The 17,548-nt window shown below is 71.0% G+C and carries 18 protein-coding genes; 9 read left to right on the top strand and 9 right to left on the bottom strand.

Annotation, left to right across the window (positions count from 1 at the left end):
• Positions 1-21: 21 nt before the first annotated feature.
• Positions 22-1,116, bottom strand: a complete 1,095-nt coding sequence (locus FK531_RS03315; RefSeq protein ID WP_142095174.1) for a LacI family DNA-binding transcriptional regulator — start codon at positions 1,114-1,116, stop codon at positions 22-24.
• A gap of 86 nt (positions 1,117-1,202) precedes the next feature.
• Here FK531_RS03315 and FK531_RS03310 point away from each other — a divergent pair, with 86 nt between their 5' ends.
• The 5 genes from FK531_RS03310 to FK531_RS03290 all read left to right on the top strand — a co-directional run bounded on the left by FK531_RS03310 (position 1,203) and on the right by FK531_RS03290 (position 5,520).
• The gene (locus tag FK531_RS03310; RefSeq protein ID WP_142095173.1) at positions 1,203-2,267 is read left to right on the top strand and encodes a metal ABC transporter solute-binding protein, Zn/Mn family; all 1,065 of its coding nucleotides are present in this window, start codon (positions 1,203-1,205) and stop codon (positions 2,265-2,267) included.
• 20 nt (positions 2,268-2,287) lie between these two features.
• Positions 2,288-3,136, top strand: a complete 849-nt coding sequence (locus tag FK531_RS03305; RefSeq protein WP_142095172.1) for a metal ABC transporter ATP-binding protein — start codon at positions 2,288-2,290, stop codon at positions 3,134-3,136.
• Complete coding sequence (locus FK531_RS03300; RefSeq protein WP_142095171.1) at positions 3,133-4,020, top strand: metal ABC transporter permease; 888 nt, start codon at positions 3,133-3,135, stop codon at positions 4,018-4,020. Before FK531_RS03305 ends, FK531_RS03300 begins: the two co-directional genes overlap by 4 nt.
• 130 nt (positions 4,021-4,150) lie before the next feature.
• The gene (locus tag FK531_RS03295; RefSeq protein WP_142095170.1) at positions 4,151-4,909 is read left to right on the top strand and encodes a LamB/YcsF family protein; all 759 of its coding nucleotides are present in this window, start codon (positions 4,151-4,153) and stop codon (positions 4,907-4,909) included.
• A complete protein-coding gene (locus FK531_RS03290; protein ID WP_142095169.1) occupies positions 4,909-5,520 on the top strand; it encodes a 5-oxoprolinase subunit B family protein in 612 nt (203 codons plus the stop codon). The genes FK531_RS03295 and FK531_RS03290 overlap by 1 nt, the downstream gene beginning before the upstream one ends.
• A 70-nt stretch (positions 5,521-5,590) precedes the next feature.
• On the opposite strand, the gene FK531_RS03285 is transcribed toward FK531_RS03290, so the two are convergent.
• Both FK531_RS03285 and FK531_RS22220 read right to left on the bottom strand, forming a co-directional pair.
• Complete coding sequence (locus FK531_RS03285) at positions 5,591-6,988, bottom strand: MFS transporter (protein WP_142095168.1); 1,398 nt, start codon at positions 6,986-6,988, stop codon at positions 5,591-5,593.
• A gap of 113 nt (positions 6,989-7,101) precedes the next feature.
• Complete coding sequence (locus FK531_RS22220) at positions 7,102-7,632, bottom strand: ZIP family metal transporter (protein ID WP_181762793.1); 531 nt, start codon at positions 7,630-7,632, stop codon at positions 7,102-7,104.
• A 46-nt stretch (positions 7,633-7,678) separates the two neighbouring features.
• On the opposite strand from FK531_RS22220, the gene FK531_RS03275 reads away from it, so the two are divergent.
• On the top strand, positions 7,679-8,536 hold the full coding sequence (locus tag FK531_RS03275; protein ID WP_181762792.1) for a 5-oxoprolinase subunit C family protein: 858 nt from the start codon (positions 7,679-7,681) through the stop codon (positions 8,534-8,536).
• Between the two features lie 146 nt (positions 8,537-8,682).
• Positions 8,683-9,774: a glycosyltransferase gene (locus FK531_RS03270; RefSeq protein WP_142095165.1), complete on the top strand. Its 1,092-nt coding sequence runs from the start codon at positions 8,683-8,685 to the stop codon at positions 9,772-9,774.
• A gap of 2 nt (positions 9,775-9,776) precedes the next feature.
• Here FK531_RS03270 and FK531_RS03265 read toward each other — a convergent pair whose 3' ends face one another.
• From FK531_RS03265 to carD, 6 genes are all read right to left on the bottom strand, one after another.
• A complete protein-coding gene (locus FK531_RS03265) occupies positions 9,777-10,985 on the bottom strand; it encodes an amidase family protein (RefSeq protein WP_246097800.1) in 1,209 nt (402 codons plus the stop codon).
• Between the two features lie 69 nt (positions 10,986-11,054).
• On the bottom strand, positions 11,055-12,038 hold the full coding sequence (rlmB, locus tag FK531_RS03260; RefSeq protein WP_142095164.1) for a 23S rRNA (guanosine(2251)-2'-O)-methyltransferase RlmB: 984 nt from the start codon (positions 12,036-12,038) through the stop codon (positions 11,055-11,057).
• Entirely contained in the window at positions 12,038-13,447 is a 1,410-nt protein-coding gene (gene cysS, locus FK531_RS03255; protein ID WP_142095163.1) for a cysteine--tRNA ligase, read from the bottom strand. Before cysS ends, rlmB begins: the two co-directional genes overlap by 1 nt.
• 11 nt (positions 13,448-13,458) lie before the next feature.
• Positions 13,459-13,935: a 2-C-methyl-D-erythritol 2,4-cyclodiphosphate synthase gene (gene ispF, locus FK531_RS03250; RefSeq protein ID WP_142095162.1), complete on the bottom strand. Its 477-nt coding sequence runs from the start codon at positions 13,933-13,935 to the stop codon at positions 13,459-13,461.
• 12 nt (positions 13,936-13,947) lie between these two features.
• On the bottom strand, positions 13,948-14,661 hold the full coding sequence (gene ispD, locus FK531_RS03245) for a 2-C-methyl-D-erythritol 4-phosphate cytidylyltransferase (protein WP_142095161.1): 714 nt from the start codon (positions 14,659-14,661) through the stop codon (positions 13,948-13,950).
• A 5-nt stretch (positions 14,662-14,666) separates the two neighbouring features.
• Positions 14,667-15,155 carry an RNA polymerase-binding transcription factor CarD gene (carD, locus tag FK531_RS03240; protein ID WP_007528440.1) on the bottom strand — a complete coding sequence of 163 codons (489 nt, stop codon included), beginning with the start codon at positions 15,153-15,155 and terminating at the stop codon, positions 14,667-14,669.
• Between the two features lie 275 nt (positions 15,156-15,430).
• Between carD and FK531_RS03235 the strand changes: the two genes are divergently transcribed.
• Together FK531_RS03235 and radA are read left to right on the top strand one after the other, a co-directional pair.
• On the top strand, positions 15,431-16,048 hold the full coding sequence (locus FK531_RS03235; RefSeq protein WP_142095160.1) for a copper chaperone PCu(A)C domain-containing protein: 618 nt from the start codon (positions 15,431-15,433) through the stop codon (positions 16,046-16,048).
• 103 nt (positions 16,049-16,151) lie between these two features.
• Positions 16,152-17,546 (top strand): DNA repair protein RadA, encoded by a 1,395-nt coding sequence (gene radA, locus FK531_RS03230; RefSeq protein WP_142095159.1) that lies wholly within the window; start codon positions 16,152-16,154, stop codon positions 17,544-17,546.
• Positions 17,547-17,548 lie beyond the last annotated feature (2 nt).

Here is a 17,548-nt window from a genome sequence, read left to right as displayed (position 1 = left end):
CCTCGGATCTCGCGCCCGAGGTCAGGAGAGCCCTGGCGGCGGGGCAGCGGTGTGGCCCCGCACGAGTTCGGTCTCGAGCATCTCGACGGTGGCGACGCCGGAGTGCGACGGGGACAGCAGCAGCGCGCCCGCCCGCCGACCCTTCTCCTCGGCGGGCTGGCGAACCGTGGTCAGGCCCTCGCGGAGCGCCTCGTCCACCCCGTCAAAGCCGGTGATCGACAGCTGACCGGGCACGTCGAGTCCGCGCCAGCGCGCGAAGTCCAGCGCGCCGAGGGCGAGCACGTCGGTGGTGCACAGCAGCGCGGTGATGCGCGGATTGATCGAGAGCGCCTGTTCGGCGGCCGAGTGCCCGGCCTTGCCGGTGTGCTCGGCGCGCTCGATCACCGTCAGCGTTGCCGGGTCGAGGCCGGCCGCGGCCAACGCGTCCCGCACCCCCGCGATCCGCTCCCGCTGCACGTGGAAATTCGGCGACTCGAGCCGCTCGGCGGCCGCGAGCCCGTCGTGCACGTCGCGACCCAGTCGCATGCAGAGCACACCGATGTCCTTGTGCCCCAACGACAGCAGGTAGTCGGCAACCTTTCGCATGGCGCCCCGGTCGTCGATGCCGACGAGTGAGGCGCCCTCGATCTCGCGCGGCTGGTCGCACACCACCATCGGCAACCTGCGTTCGAGCACCGCCGCGAGGTACGGATCGTCGTCGGCGACGGAGTACACGACGAAGCCGTCCACGCCGGCCTGCTGCACGACCGCCGCCGCGTCCACGTCCTCGCGGCCGGGGCCGGCGGGCACCAGCAACAGTCCCTGCCCCGCGGCCTCGCACGACTCCGCCAGCCCGGCCAGGAAGCTCATCGCCGCCGGGTCGCGGAACGAGTAGCTCAGCGCCTCGGTCAGCAGCAGTCCGACCGCGCCGGCCCGACGGGTGCGCAGTGAGCGCGCGACCGGGTCGGGCCCCGGGTAGCCGCGCCGCTTCGCCGCGTCGAGCACCCGTTCACGCAGTTCCGCGGACAGTTGGTCGGGCCTGTTGTAGGCGTTGGAGACGGTGGTGCGCGAGACCTTGAGCTCCGCGGCCAGCGACGCCAGCGTTGCCTGACGACGTGGATGACGGGACCTGGGCATAACGGGACGGTACGCAATGGCCGAGGTGATCGAAAGCACGGCCCCGCTAATGTACAACGGAAACGGTTTCCATTAATATCTTGGGCATGCCCCTGGTTGCCCTCCGCCCTCGACTTCTCCCCCGCCCGACCCGGCGTGGCAACCGCCGACGAATCAGCGCCGCGGTCGGTCTGGCCGCCGCCGCGCTCATCGCTGTGAGCGCCTGCTCGGCCACGGCAACGGGCAGCGCCCCCGTCGCGGACGGCCAGCGGGTGAGCATCGTCGCCTCCACCAATGTGTGGGGATCGGTGGCAGAAGCGGTCGCGGGCGACCGCGCGGACGTCAAGTCCATCGTCACCGACCCTTCGGCCGACCCGCACTCCTACGAGGCAAGCCCCCGCGATGCGGCTGCGCTCACCGACGCCAACCTGGTCGTCTACAACGGCGGCGGATACGACGGCTTCCTCGACGACATCCTGCGCAACACGCGAGACAAGCGAACGGTCAACGCGTTCGAGCTGTACGGCTCCGAGACCGACCTGCACGGCGACCACACGCAGGTCGCCGAACCCGCCGCGACCGAGTCCGATTCCCACGACGGTCACAGCCACGACAACGGCGGCGTGAACGAACACGTCTGGTACGACATGCCGACCGTCGACGCCGTCGCGCAGAAGATCGCCGCGGAGCTCGGCCGGCTCGACCCCGCCAACGCCGAGGCCTACACCGCCAACGCGGCCGCGTTCCACGAGAAGCTGCACGCGGTCACCGCGATCACCGACGCCATCGCGAAGGAACACCCGCAGGCGCCCGTCGCGCAGACCGAGCCGATCGCGCACTACCTGCTCGCCGCCGCGAACCTGCGCGACGAGACCCCCGAGGACTTCACCAAGGCGATCGAGGACGGCAACGACCCGCCGCCCGCCGCCATCGCCGCCACCCGCAACCTGCTCGCGGACAAGAAGGTGGGCGCCCTCGTCTACAACAGTCAGACCCAGGACAAGGTGACCCGCGACATCCGAGGGGCCGCCGAGGCCGCGGGCATCAAGGTGGTCGAGGTGACCGAGACGCTGCCCGAGGGGGTCGACTACATTACGTGGCAGACCAACAACGCGGAGCAGCTCGCCGCCGCGCTCGGCACTGCGCCGCTCGGCACGGCACCGCTCGGCTGACGGACACTGAGGCCCATCACGTGACAACCGAAACCCCCGCCCCTGCCGTCGAACTCCACGGCGCGCGGCTCGCGTACGGCGACCGCACGCTCTGGTCCGGCCTCGACCTCGAAGTCGCCCCCGGCGAGTTCGTCGCAGTGCTCGGCCCCAACGGATCCGGCAAGACCTCGCTGCTGAAGATGCTCCTCGGTCAGGTGCCACTGACAGCGGGTACCGCCCACATCGCAGGCAGCCCGGTCCGCCTCGGCAACCCGAACGTCGGGTACATCCCCCAGCAGAAGTCCATGGACGAAGGCCTGCCGCTGCGCGGCCGCGACCTGGTCGGGCTCGGCGTGGACGGTCACCGCTGGGGCACCGGGCTGCGAAACCGACGCAGCCGCAACGCCGTCGTGGACGCGGCCATCACCGAGGTCGGCGCCCAGTCCTACGCCGACGCGCCGGTCGGCTCGCTGTCCGGCGGCGAACAGCAGCGATTGCGCGTGGCCCAGGCCCTCGTCGGCGATCCGCGGGTGCTGCTGTGCGACGAGCCGCTGCTCAGCCTGGACCTGGCGAACCAGCACCGGGTGTCCGACCTGATCAACCGGCGCAGGGTCGGTCACGGCACCGCCGTCCTGTTCGTCACGCACGAGATCAACCCGATCCTGCCGCTCGTCGACCGGGTGCTGTACCTGGTCGACGGCCGCTTCCGGATCGGCACCGCCGCCGAGGTGATGACCTCCGAGGTGCTCTCCGAGCTCTACCAGACCGACGTCGAGGTGCTGCACGTGCGAGGACGACTGGTCGTGGTCGGCACCGGCGACGCCATCGACGCGCTCGGCGGCGCCGGCGAACTGCGCACCGACTGCGCACACCACGAGGACCACGCATGAACGAGAAGCTCTCCGATGCGCTGTCGAAGATGTTCGACTGGCAGGCCACCGTGGACCTGCTGCACTACGACTTCGTGCAGCAGGCGCTGCTCGCGGCCGCGATCCTCGGTCTGCTCGCCGGCGCGATCGGACCGCTGATCATCAGCAGGCAGATGTCGTTCGCGGTGCACGGCACCAGCGAACTGTCACTGACCGGCGCCTCGGCCGCCCTGCTCGCCGGGATCAGCGTCGGCGTCGGTGCCATCGTCGGTTCCGTCATCGCGGCCGTTCTGTTCGGCCTGCTCGGATCCAAGGCCCGCGAACGCGATTCGGTGATCGGCGTGATCATGTCGTTCGGCCTCGGCCTGTCCGTGCTGTTCATGTGGCTCTACCCCGGCCGCACCGGCACCAGCTTCTCGCTGCTGGTCGGGCAGATCGTCGGCGTCGGCAACAGCGGACTGCAACTGCTGCTGGTGTGCGCAGTGCTGGTACTGGCCGTGCTGCTCGTCGTGTACCGGCCGCTGCTGTTCGCCAGCACCGACCCGGAGGTCGCGCGGGCTCGCGGCGTGCCGATCCGCGCGCTGTCCATCGTGTTCGCCGTGCTGGTCGGCGTCGCCGCCGCCCTCGGCGTGCAGATCGTCGGGGCGCTGCTGGTGCTCTCGCTGCTGATCACCCCGGCCGCCGCGGCCGCCCGCATCACGTCGAGCCCGCTGCGGACCACAGTCCTCTCCATCGTGTTCGCCGAGATAGCGGCGGTCGGCGGCATTCTGCTCTCGCTTGCCCCCGGCGTGCCGGTGTCGACCTTCGTCACCACCATCTCGTTCGTGATCTACCTGATCTGCCGGGCGGTCGGGGCGCGGCGCGGTCGCGGGGCCGGTCGCAAGCCGGTCGCGGTCGCTGCCTGACGGGTCCGGTTCCGCACACACACGTTGGCGCCGTCACACACCCTGTAAGCGACCGGTACGGGCGTGACGGCGACAGAAGGTGTGTGCCGGAACGCGACGATCACCACGGCCGACGCTTAGGATTCGGGGAATGGCGTCCATCGATCTCAACAGCGACCTCGGCGAGAGCTTCGGCGCCTGGCGACTCGGCGACGACGAGGCCATGCTGACCGTGGTGACCAGCGCCAACATCGCCTGCGGCTTCCATGCCGGCGACCCCACCACACTGCTGACCACCTGCCGGGCCGCCGCCCAACGCACCGTCCGGATCGGCGCGCAGGTCGGCTACCACGACCTCGCCGGGTTCGGCAGGCGGTTCGTCGACGTCGCGCCCGCGGACCTCACCGCCGACGTGATCTACCAGATCGGCGCACTCGACGGCCTCGCCCAGGCCGGCGGCTCCGCAGTGGGATACGTGAAACCGCATGGCGCGCTGTACAACACGATCGTGCACCATCGCGAGCAGGCCCGCGCGGTGGTCGCGGCGGTGGTCGCGTACGACCCCACCCTCCCGGTTCTCGGGCTGCCCGGTTCGGCGTTCCTCGCCGAGGCCGAGGCCGCCGGCCTGCGCACGGTGACAGAGGCGTTCGCCGACCGGGCGTACACGCCGACCGGCGAACTTGTTTCCCGTAGAACCCCGGGCGCGGTGCTCTCGGACCCGGAAGCCGTTGCGGCCCGCGTGCTCCGGATGGTCGAACGGTCCGAGGTCGAGGCCGTCGACGGCACAATCCTGACCGTGCACCCGGAGTCGGTGTGCGTGCACGGCGACTCGCCTGCCGCGGTCGCGATGGCCGAACGGATACGCGAACGACTCGAGGCCGCCGGCGTCGACCTGGCCCCCTTCGTCTGATGCGTCTGCTCGACGCGGGCGACAGCGCGGTGCTCGCCGAGTTCGACGACCTCGACACGGTTCTCGCGTACTTCCGGGCCCTGGACGCCGATCGCCTCGCCGGCGTGGTCGACCTCGTCCCGGCGGCCCGCACCGTCCTGGTGCGCTTCGACCGCGCGGCGACCGGCCGGGACGCGATCGCGCGTTGGCTGCGCGAGACCCGACCGCTGGCAGGCGCTGACAGCGAGGCCGCCGCGCCGGTCCGGATCGGCGTCCGCTACGACGGACCCGACCTACCGGAGGTCGGGCAGCTGACCGGGCTCGGCGTCGAGGGCGTGATCGCCGCACACGTCGGCCGCGACTGGACGGTCGCGTTCGCCGGCTTCGCCCCCGGCTTCGGCTACCTGGTCGGCGGCGACCCCGCGCTGCGGGTGCCGCGCCGCGCGACGCCACGGGTCGCGGTCCCAGCCGGGGCGGTCGGGCTGGCGGGCGAGTTCTCCGGCGTCTACCCGCGGTCCTCGCCCGGCGGCTGGCAACTGATCGGCAGCACCGACGCGCGCATGTGGGACGCGGACCGGGATCCGCCCGCACTGCTGCATCCCGGCGTCACCGTTCGGTTCCACGCGCTCTGACCCGTCGCCGAGAGTGCGCATACGGTCGCCGCCACTCGGGCGATGCCCCGGCAGGTGCACACTCGGCGGACTACCGGACCGGCGCCGAGCGCCACGCCATCGGCACCGCGACGACGGCGACCACCGCGAACAGGCCGAACAGCAACTGCGCCGACCCTGCCATCGAGCCGCCGAGATTCACCAGCACCCCGGCCAGCGCAGACCCGAACGCGTTGGCCACCAACTGAACCGTGTTGATCGCCGCGGCCGCCCGGCCACCCTCCCCCGGGTCGTCGACGCTGCCCATCACGAAGGTCGCAAGGTGCGGCCAGGCGACGCCGATGCCCGCACCTGCGACCACCAACGCCGCGACCCAGGTCGCGATCACCCACCCGGACGACGTCTCACGCTGGCCGAGGGACGCCGCGAAGAGGCCGAGCGCCACCAGCGCCGGACCGGCGACCACCACCGCCCGGACCACCCGGGGGCGGGCGACGCCCGCACTGGACAACTCACCGATCGTCCAGCCCACCGCCAGCGCCGCACCGAGGAATCCCGCGGCGACCGGTGCGAGGCCACCGAGCCGCTGACCGAACAGCGGCACGAACGTCTCGGCCGTGGACGCGACCGCCAGCAGGGCAATGGTCAGGTAGGCCCACTTGAGATGGTTGCGCGCGGTGAACGTGGTGGCCGGCAGCACCCGCACGGTCGACCCCCGCTCGCAGACCACGAAGGCCACCAGCAGCGCCAACCCGGCCAGCACCCCCGCGGCGGCGACCCCGGCATGCGTCGCCAGACTCGCCACGCTCACCACCAGCGCCGCGGACGAGAGCAACAGCATCGACCGGACCGGAACCACGTCCGGCGTAGCCTCGTCGGGCCGTCGGCCCGAGATGTAGCGCGGCACCATGGCGCCGATTCCGGCCGCCAGCACCGCGAGCACCACGAACGCCAAACGCCACGCGCCGAACTGGGCGAACAGCCCGCCGAGGGACGGACCGACGAAGGTCCCCAGCCCCCACATCCCCGACACCAACGCCGACGCCCGCGCCCACAGGTGCGGGGGCAGGACGGACCGGATGAGCGCGTAGCCGAGCCCGCTCAGCAGCCCCCCGCCGAAGCCCTGCAGAGCCCGTCCGAGTAACAGGATCGCCATGTCGGGTGCGGCCGCGCAGACGACGGTGCCCACCGCGAACACGGCGACCGCGGCCAGGTACGCACCGCGTGGGCCTGCCGCCGCGAGCAGCCTGCTGACGAGCACCGCGGCGACCACCGAGGCCACGAGGAATATCGTTGTGGCCCAAGCGTAGAGCCGCGCCCCGCCGATCTCGTCGATCGCCGACGGGAGCAGGCTCGTGGTCAGGTAGATGTTGATCGCGTAGAGCGCGACCCCGCCCGCAAGCACGACCATCGGTCCGAGGTAGGCGGGCCCGAGTAGTTCGCGCCAGCCGCGGACTCGGGGCGGGGGCTCTGTCTTGCTCAGCTGCATGACCGCAACGCTAGGACCTCGAGTGCACTTGAGGTCAACGCGGGCATCCCCGTCGAGTGTGCGCCTGCGGTCACGGTTCCCGGGAAAATCCGACGGGGGTGCACCCTCGTCCGCTACCCGCCGAGGGCGAACGCGACCAGGAATCCGAGCGCGGTGGACAGGCCCACCCACCAGCCGCCCTCCCGATACGCCTCGGGCATCAGCGAGTCCGCCAGCACCGCGATCGTCGCCCCTCCGGCGAACGCCTCGGGCACATTGCCCACCGCGATTGCGACGAGCAGCACGACGCCTCCCCCGCCGCCCAGCGAGACACCGAGTGCGGTGTTCTCCGGAATGCCGTCCAAGAGCGAGCCGAGCATCAATGCCCAGCCGAGCGCCGCCGGGCCGAGTTTGTTCTCGATGAGATGGTCGGACACCACGTACACCAACGCGCCCGCCATCAGCGCGATTCCGGCGACCAGACCACCCTCCGCCTCGAACGCCGGCTGGAACAGTTCGGTGGACACCGCGGCCACCATCGTGCCCGCGCCGAAGGCCATCAGAGCTGCGAGAACGGTTCGCGGCAAGTCGAAACGCAGACCCACCGCGGCGCCGAGGAGCAGCGGCAGCACGGTTCCCAGCCCGTACAGCACGGCGGTCGACATTCGGCGATGCTGCGGCGGCCCGCTCGCGGTGGGCGACAATTGTGCGGTGAGTTGGTTGGAAGTCGTGCGCGGCGGGGTCCTGGTGACGGTCCAGGACCGGGGCCGGCCGGGCTACGCGGCGCTCGGTGTCGGGACCTCGGGCGCCGCCGATCGACGCTCGCACGACAGCGCAAACCGGTTGGTGGGCAACGACCCCGGCGCCGCCACCCTCGAGGTGACGCTCGGCGGCCTGCAGGTCCGCGCCCACGGACAGGCCACGGTCGCGGTGACCGGGGCACGGGTTCCGTTGCGGGTCAACGGCATTCCGTGCGGGGACTACAGCGCGACACACCTGTCCGACGGCGACGTCCTGACCCTCGGCCACGCAACCGCCGGACTGCGCAGCTACCTGGCCGTGCGCGGCGGGGTGGACGCGCCACCGACTCTCGGCAGTCGGGCCACCGACACCCTCGCCGAACTCGGACCGCCGTCGATCCGCACCGGTGATCGGATACCGATCGGCACGATGGCGCGGCAGTGGCCCGCCGAGGAACTGATTCCCCCACCCCCGACCGTCGGGGCAGCAACGCTTCACGTTCGGCTCGGTCCGCGCGACGAGATGTTCACCGCCGGCGCCCTGGACACCCTGTTGGGCCAGGCGTGGACGGTGACGCAGGACAGCAACCGCGTCGGTATGCGACTCGAGGGGCCGGTACCGCTGGAGCGCGCCGACCGAGGCGAACTGCCCAGCGAGGGCATGGTGCCGGGCGCGCTGCAGGTGCCTGCGGGCGGGCAGCCGGTGCTCTTCCTCGCCGACCATCCGGTGACCGGGGGCTACCCGGTGATCGCGGTGGTCGTGGACGACGACCTGGCTGCGGCCGCGCAACTCGTGCCCGGGGCCGCGCTGCGCTTCGCACGCGGTTGAAGGACGCCCATACGTGGCGTTAACTCGAATCACCATGAGATCCGACCGTCGGTACACAAATGGGTGCCCGGACCGCGACCTCCGCCGGGTGGATGCCGAGCGCCGCGTGCTGCGCACGGTTCGGTCGAGCCTCGAAGGGGGCTGACATGTCCGAGATCCTGCTCGTCACCCTCGATGCCGGCGGCAACGTGCCACCGATGCTCGGCATCGGCCGCGAGCTCGCCCGCCGCGGACATCGCGTCCGGGTGCTCGGCCACGAACGGCAGCGCACGGCCGTCGAATCCGACGGACTCGCCTTCCGACCGTATCGACGCAGCCCGCCCTGGTCCTCGGCCGAGGCGAAATCCAATGCGAAGGGTCTGGCTTCATACCTTCGGATGTTCACCGGCCGCGGTATGGGCGAGGACATGCTCGAGGTCGTCCGATCGGATCCGGCGGACCTGGTCGTCGTGGATTGCATGCTGCTGGGCGTCCTCGACGCCGCCTCACATGCCGGGATGCGGCACGCAGCACTGGTGCACACCTTCTACGGATACTTCCGCGGGCCATGGTTCCGCGGACCCATCGGGACCGTCGGCCGCGTCAGACGCCAGAATCCCCGAAGGTTGTGGGACGCGGCAGATCTAGTACTCGTCTGTACGGATCGCGAACTCGACCCGGCCGGACCCGAACCCTCCAACGCGGTCTGGTCAGGCGTGGTTCAAGACACCACTCCCTCGCACGCCGCCGCCGATGGCCGGCGAATCCTGGTCAGCCTCAGCACGATCGCATTTGCCGGCCAACGGGAGGTACTCCAACGCGTACTCGACGCTGTCGCCGTCATGGATGTCTCGGCGGTGGTCACCACCGGCGCCAGCATCGACCCCGCGGAGCTCCGATCCCCGTCGAATGTCGAGATGCATCGCGCCTTCCCGCACGACCGACTGATGCCGCATTGCGCAGCGGTGGTCGGGCACGGCGGTCACGGAACCGCGATGCGCGCGCTGTCCTACGACGTTCCGCTGCTGATCCTGCCCATGCATCCGATGCTCGACCAACCGATGGTCGGCGCCGCGGTCGCTCGCGCCGGTGCCGGGCTGACCCTAAGGAAAAGTGCTTCCCCCCAACAGATCCGGAATGCGCTCGAAGCACTGCTCGACTCCCCCGCCTACCGACAGGCCGCAGCGGCGACAGGTTCACGAATCCGGGCCACCGACGGGGCTGTGGTCGCCGCAGACCGACTGCTCGAACTCGTGTGATGTCACCGAGCCTCGTGTCCTCCGAGTCGCGCAACTAGCTCGAGCACGTCGAGGTCGCGCCCGCGCGGCCCGACGAGGCACAGCCCGACCGGGATGCCGTCGGAAGTCGGCACCGGCACGCTCACCGCGCAGCGACCGGTCGCGCCGGCGATGCAGGTGAGGGCGAACGTCGCTGCGCGGGCGCGTTCGACCACCGGCCCGCCGAGCGACGCCTCCGCTCGCGTCGGCGCCACCGACGAGGCCGACGGCAGCAGCATCAGGTCGTCGCCGAGGATTCGGTCGAGTTCCGCAGCGAACTCGGCCAGCCGCACACTCGCCCGGTCGCGGTCGGTAACGGTGTACCCGGCGGCCTTCTCGAATCGCGAACGGACGTCGGGGTTCAGACTGTCCCAGTGCCGGGAGATCCACGGCCCGTTCGCCTGCCATGCCTCCCAGCCCTGCACGGTCTGGAAGTCGCGGACCGCGGCAGGCAAGCAGGCTGCGTCGAAGGACCGCTCCTCGAGCGGTGGCAGATCCGACTCGCCCCGCCAGTCCGCGATCGCCACTCCGGTCGCGCTGCGCACCTGCACCGACGCCACCGAAAACAGGTCGTCGGAGACGATCGCCCGCGTGAACGGCCGTCGGTCTCGGCTCGGCAGCAGCACCCGGCCGACCGCGAGCAGAGTCTCGGGGTCCCTGGCCAACCACCCGACGGTGTCGAAGGACGGTGCAAGTGGCACCAGTCCGTCGGTCGGCACCGCGCCCTGCGTCGGACGGATCCCGTAGAGGCCCTGGTACGACGCCGGGACTCGGATCGATCCGGCGGTGTCGGTGCCCAGCCCGACCGTGGCCTGCCCGAGCGCTACCGCGCTGACAGGGCCGGAGCTGGATCCGCCCGGGATCCGGTCCGGCGCTGCGGGATTCGGCGGAGTCCCGTAGTGCCCGTTCGTCCCGGCCAGGCTGTACGCGAACTCGTCGGTGCGGGCGATTCCCGCGATCGTCGCGCCGGCGGCGAGCAGCGCGGCGGGCGCCGGCGCGGTGTGCGCGGCCGGTGCCGACTCGGCGAGCCAGTCGGGGTTGCCCGCCCCGACCCGACGTCCTTCGACGTCGAACAGGTCCTTGACCGCGACGGTCATCCCGTCCAGCGGTCCGGTGCCCGAGGCTCCGACCAGTGGTCGGCCGAACTCCCGCCACACGGCAGGATCGAAATCCGGGCTCACGGGGCCGACCACGGAAACCTCCTGGTCAGGTACTGTGCGCGCGATTCACCCCAACCGGGGTGAACGGCGCGCACAGGCGCGTCAGCGCCTTCGCTGGCGGGCGATGTCGGCGAGCACCACGCCGGCCGCGACCGACGCGTTGAGCGACTCGACCGGACCCGCCATCGGGATGCTGAGGATGGTGTCGCAGGTCTCGCGGACCAGCCGGGACAGGCCCTTGCCCTCGGATCCGACCACGATCACCACCGGACCCTTGCCGTCGTACTGGTCGAGGGTGGTGTCGCCACCCGCGTCGAGCCCGACGATCTGGACGCCCTTGTCGGCCCAGTCCTTCAGCGTCCGCGTCAGGTTGGTGGCCTGCGCGATCGGCAGTCGAGCCGCCGCGCCCGCGCTGGTCCGCCACGCCACCGCGGTGACGGATGCGCTGCGGCGCTGCGGGATCACCACACCGTGCCCACCGAACGCCGCCACCGAACGCACCACCGCGCCGAGATTGCGGGGGTCGGTGATGTTGTCCAGCGCCACCAGCAACGCCGGCTCCTGCTGCTTGCGGGCCTCGGCGATGAGGTCGTCGGGATGCGCGTACCGGTACGGCGGCACCTGCAGGGCAACACCCTGGTGCAGGCCGTTGGCGCTCATCCGGTCCAGGTCGCCGCGCGGGACCTCGAGGATCGAGATACCGGCGTCCGCGGCGATCTGCACGCTCTCCTTGAGCCGGTCGTCGCTCTCGGTGCCGACCGCCACGTACAACGCGGTCGCCGGCACACCGGCGCGCAGGCACTCGAGCACGGGGTTGCGGCCGAGCACGTTCTCCGGACCGGCGTCGCCCTTGCGTGGGGAGCCGCCACGGCCCCGCGGTGCGCTGCCACCGGTCCGGCCGGCATCAGCCGCCTTGGCCGCCGCCCGCGCCCGCTTGGCCGCGGGATGCTTGGTCCGCTCGATGGCGGGCGGGGTCGCGCCGCGGCCCTCGAGGCTGCGACGCCCCTTGCCGCCCGAACCGGTGACCTGGCCCTTCTTGGTGCCGGTCTTGCGGATCGCGCCGCGCCTGCTCGAATTGCCAGCCATCACTGCCCTGCTTCGTTGTGGTTCGTCTCGAGTGCCCATTCGGGCCCGTTCGGGGTGTCGGTGACCGCGATACCCGCCGCGGCGAGCCGGTCCCGGATCTCGTCGGCGGCCGCCCAGTCCTTGTCGGCCTTCGCCCGTGCGCGCGCATCGAGGTTCGCCCGGACCAACACGTCCAACGCGTCGTGTGCGGCGGACGCGTCGGCGGACTCCATGGCCCAGTGCGGGTCGAGGGGGTCCACACCGAGAATGCCCATCATCGCGCGCACCTGCCCGGCGATCTCCCGGGCGGTGTCCAGGTCGCCGGCGTCGAGCGCCTTGTTGCCCTCGCTGCGTCGGCCGTGAATCGCGGCCAGCGCCTTGGGCACACCGAGATCGTCGTCGAGGGCGGCAGCGAACTCCGCGGTCCACTTGCCGACCGGGACGTCGCCGGCCCGGTCCTGGGTCTTGAGGACGAACGCCTCGATGCCGCGGTAGGTCTCCGCCGCGACGTCCAGCGCATGGTCGGAGTACTCGAGCATCGACCGGTAGTGCGCACCACCGAGGTAGAAGCGAAGTTCTTGCGGCCGAACTCTCTTCAGCACATTCGGCACGGACAGCACGTTGCCGAGGGACTTGGACATCTTCTCGCCGCCCATGGTCACCCAGCCGTTGTGCAGCCAGTAGCGGGCGAACCCGTCACCGGCCGCGCGACTCTGCGCGAGCTCGTTCTCGTGGTGCGGGAACACCAGATCCAGCCCGCCGCAGTGGATGTCGAACTCGGAACCCAGGTACGCCTCGGCCATGGCCGAGCACTCGAGGTGCCAGCCCGGTCGGCCGCGCCCCCACGGCGTCGGCCACGACGGCTCACCCGGCTTCTCCGCCTTCCACAGCGTGAAGTCGCGCGGGTCGCGCTTGCCCTCGGCCGCGCTCTCACCCTGGTGCACGTCGTCGAGCTTGTGCCCGGAGAGGGCGCCGTAGCTTGCCCAACTCTGCACGTCGAAGTACACGTCGCCGGCCGCGGCGTACGCGTGTCCGGCGTCGATCAACCGCTGCATCAGCTCGACCATCTGGGTGACGTGGCCTGTCGCCCGCGGCTCCGCGGACGGCGGCAGCACGCCGAGCTGGCCGTAGGCCCAGTCGAAGGAACGCTCGTAGGTCGCCGCCCACTCCCACCACGGGCGACCCGCCTCGGCGGCCTTGTTCAGGATCTTGTCGTCGATGTCGGTGACGTTCCGTACGAAGGCGACGTCGTAGTCGTGGGCGAGCAGCCAGCGTCGCAGCACGTCGAACGCGACGCCGCTGCGAACGTGACCGATGTGGGGATCGCCCTGGACGGTGGCCCCGCACAGATAGATCGACGCGTGTCCGGGGGCCAGCGGAACGAAGTCACGCAAGGCCCGCGTCTCGGTGTCGAACAGTCGCAGGGTCACGACGTGCGATCTTACCGGTCCGAACCCGCGGGAAGTACCAGCGCGGTCGCGACGGCCGCGATGCCCTCACCGCGGCCGGTCAACCCCAGTCCGTCGGTGGTCGTCGCGGACACCGAGATCGGCGCGCCCAGAACACCACTGAGCGCGAACTGGGCCTCCGCCCGGCGCGGACCGATCTTCGGGCGGTTCCCGATGACCTGGACGGCCGCGTTCCCGATGGTCAGTCCCTCCGCCTCGAGCAGCCGCCGCACCTCGCCGAGCAGCAGGGCGCCACTGGCCCCGTCCCACTCCGGACGGCCGGTGCCGAACACGGACCCGAGGTCACCGAGACCCGCAGCCGACAGCAGCGCGTCGCACAGCGCGTGGGCCGCGACGTCGCCGTCCGAATGACCGGCGCAACCGTCCTCGCCCTCGAACAGCAGCCCCGCGATCCAGCAGGGCCGGCCCGCCTCGATCGGATGGACGTCGGTACCGATACCCACACGCACGCCGTGCACTCCCTACCGTTCGATCGAATCTTGCTCGCCGACCACGGCGCGGGCCAGCGCGAGGTCGAGTTGGGTGGTGATCTTGAACGCCAGCGGTTCGCCCGCGATGGTCCGGACCCGCGCGCCGAGGCGCTCCACCAGACCCGCGTCGTCGGTGGCGGCCTCGTCCGCTGCCGCGTATGCCCGTCGGAGCAGGCTCGCGTCGAACCCCTGCGGCGTCTGGATCGCGCGCAACTCGGAGCGGTCGGGAGTACCGGTGACGACACCGAGCAGGTCCACCGTCTTGATCGTGTCGGCGACCGCCAGTGCGGGCACCACGGCCTCGCGACCCGCCCGCAGTTCGGCGACCACGCGCGCGATCAGCGAAGGCGGGGTCAGTGCCCGGGCCGCGTCGTGCACGAGCAGCAGGTCGGCGTCGGCTGCGGCGGCGATGCCCGCGCGTACCGAATCGGTGCGCTCCGCCCCGCCCGCGACCACGTCGACACCGTCGGGCAGCTCGCTCCTGACGCTGACAATCCGGTCCTCGGGCACGATCACGACCACCCGGTCCACCGCACCGGACGCGAGCAGTCCGTCCACGGACAGTCGCAGCAGTGTCCGACCACCCACCGTCACGAACGCCTTGGGCAGCCCCTCACCCAGCCGGACCCCCTGACCGGCGGCCGGCACCAACGCAACGACCCGGCCTCCGTCTTCCACGTCGACCGGGTCTGTCACTTCAGTCATTTCTGCTAGGACGCCGCAGCGAGAACCTCGTCGAGAATGATCTCGGCCTTGGCGTCGTCGGTGCCCTCGGCGAGCGCGAGCTCGCCGACGAGGATCTGCCGAGCCTTGGCCAGCATCCGCTTCTCGCCGGCAGACAGCCCGCGATCCTGCTCGCGACGCCAGAGGTCACGCACGACCTCGGCCACCTTGTTCACGTCGCCCGACGCGAGCTTCTCCAGATTCGCCTTGTACCGACGCGACCAGTTGGTCGGCTCCTCGGTGTGCGGTGCGCGGAGCACCTGGAAGACCTTGTCGAGACCCTCCTGACCCACAACATCACGAACGCCGACGTACTCGGCGTTGTCTGCTGGGACCCGAACGGTGAGGTCGCCCTGCGCGACCTTCAGAACGAGATATTCCTTTTGTTCACCCTTGATGGTGCGAGTTTCGATTGCCTCGATCAGCGCCGCTCCGTGGTGGGGGTATACGACGGTGTCTCCGACCTTAAAAATCATCTGTCCCGTGCCCCTTTCGATCTGCCCAGTTTAACACGGGTTCTCGTCGCGGTGGTTCCAACGTTGCTGGTCAGGGGCACAGCGAGGTGCCTACAGGGGTTGACACGGGGACTCGAACGTGCATCCAGATGCCTCGAATTCGACCGCCGGGCCCCGCAATTCGGCCTTCCGGCGCGCGACGCGACCTGCCGAAGAACGACCCGGGGATCGACGCGCGGGATCTGACTACTACTCTGCCTAGTGGAGTTACGACCCGATGCCGTGGAGGACAACCCGTGACAGCCCTGAATGCGTCGACTCGCCGAGTCGCCACCGCCGTTGCCCTGGCCGCAGCCGCGGCCATCTCGCTGTCCGCCTGCAGCGCGGGCCAGATCACCCAGACCGCGACCCAGGTTGCGGCGGTGAATGGTAACTATGCGAACCAAGGCGACGTCTCGCTGCGCAACGTGCACATCGTGTTCCCGCAGAGCGAGGAGTACAGCCTCGAGCCGGGCGGAACCGCTGCCCTCGCGTTCACCGCGGTGAACAACGACGAGCACCGGTCCGAGCGACTCGGCCGGATCACCACCGACTACGCCAAGTCGGTCACCATCGCCGGCGAGGCGGGCGGCCGCGTGATCGAGCCGCAGACCTCCCTCGGCGCCGGCGTCCGCGCGGCCACCGTGCTGGACAACCCCGAGGACCCGACCCAGCTCGTGCTGGTCACCCTCGACGGCATCAAGGAGGGTGTGCGGCCCGGCCTGACCGTGCCGATCACCTTCACGTTCGAGCGCGCGGGCGACATCACTGTTCAGGTCCCCGTCGACGCCGGCCCGACCACCGAGCGCCACGAGTCCGCCGCGTCGGGCAGTGCCGGTTCGGAGTCGCACGGCAGCAGCGGCGGCGGCCACTAGTTCTCACCACAGCAACCCCCGACGTCGTCGACGTCGGGGGTTGCTGCTTTCGGGGGTTGCTGCGTTCGGGGATCGTGTCGGACGCACCCCCTAGGCTGCTCCCGTGGCGAAACCCAAATCCAGCTACCGCTGTTCGGCCTGCCAGCACGTGACAGCCAAGTGGGTCGGCCGTTGCCCGGAGTGCGACGCCTGGGGATCCGTCGAGGAGGCCCCGATGCTCGCCTCCGTCGCCAATCGGCCCGGTACGACCGGAGCCCGCGGCGCCGGTCTCGTCCCCACCTCCCCCGCGATGCCGCTGACGCAGGTCAGCTCCACGATCAGCCGAGCCAAGCCGACCGGAGTGCCCGAACTCGACCGGGTCCTCGGCGGTGGCATCGTGCCCGGGTCGGTGGTCCTGCTCGCGGGCGAACCGGGCGTCGGCAAGTCGACGCTACTGCTCGAGGTCGTGCACCGGTGGGCGCGCCGCAGCCCCGACGACCGGTCGCTCTACGTGACCGGCGAGGAGTCCGCCGGGCAGGTGCGTCTGCGTGCCGACCGCACCGGCGCCGTCCACGACCGCGTGTACCTGGCTGCCGAATCGGACCTTGCGACGGTGTTCGGCCACGTCGAACAGGTCCGGCCCACCCTGCTGATCGTCGACTCGGTGCAGACCATGCTCGCCGCCGACGTGGACGGTGTCACCGGCGGCGTCACCCAGGTCCGGGCCGTCACCGCCGCCCTGACCACGCTCGCCAAGACCAGCGGCATTCCGGTGCTGCTGATCGGCCACGTCACCAAGGACGGGGCGGTCGCCGGACCCCGCGCGCTCGAGCACCTGGTGGACGTGGTGCTGCACTTCGAGGGCGACAAGCACTCGACGCTGCGGATGCTGCGTGGAGTGAAGAATCGGTTCGGTTCCGCCGACGAGGTCGGCTGCTTCGAACTGCGGGAGGACGGCATCGAGTGCGTCACCGATCCCTCCGGCCTGTTCCTGCACCACCGCGACGACACCGCTCCCGGCACCGCCGTCACCGTCTCGATGGACGGCAAACGCGCGCTGCTCGGCGAGGTACAGGGACTGGTGGTGCCGACGCAGAACCCGTCGCCGCGCCGGGCGGTGAGCGGCATGGACGCCGCGCGGGTGGCGATGGTGCTGGCGGTGCTCGCCAAGCACGGCGGTGTTCGGACCCACGACAAGGAGGTGTACGCCGCGACGGTCGGCGGCATGCGCCTGACCGAACCCGCAGCCGATCTGGCGCTCGCGCTGGCCATCGCGTCCGCGAACCGCGACGCGGCGCTGCCGCCCGGGTTGGTCGTGCTCGGCGAGGTCGGGTTGGCCGGGGAGGTTCGCCGCGTCACCGCCGTCGAGCGGCGACTGGCGGAGGCCAAGCGTCTCGGGTTCACCCACGCGGTGGTGCCCCTCGACTCCGGGCCGCACCCCGCCGGCATGAAGGTCGACGCGGTCTCCACCCTGCGTGAGGCGCTGCGCGTCCTACCCCGCAGGATGGAGGCCGTCTAGGA

Origin of the sequence: Rhodococcus spelaei (assembly GCF_006704125.1) — a bacterium.
In the GTDB taxonomy this organism is placed as follows: Bacteria; Actinomycetota; Actinomycetes; order Mycobacteriales; family Mycobacteriaceae; genus Rhodococcus_G; species Rhodococcus_G spelaei.
Note: the sequence above shows the minus strand (reverse complement) of the source record. Positions and strands in the feature narration are given on the sequence as shown.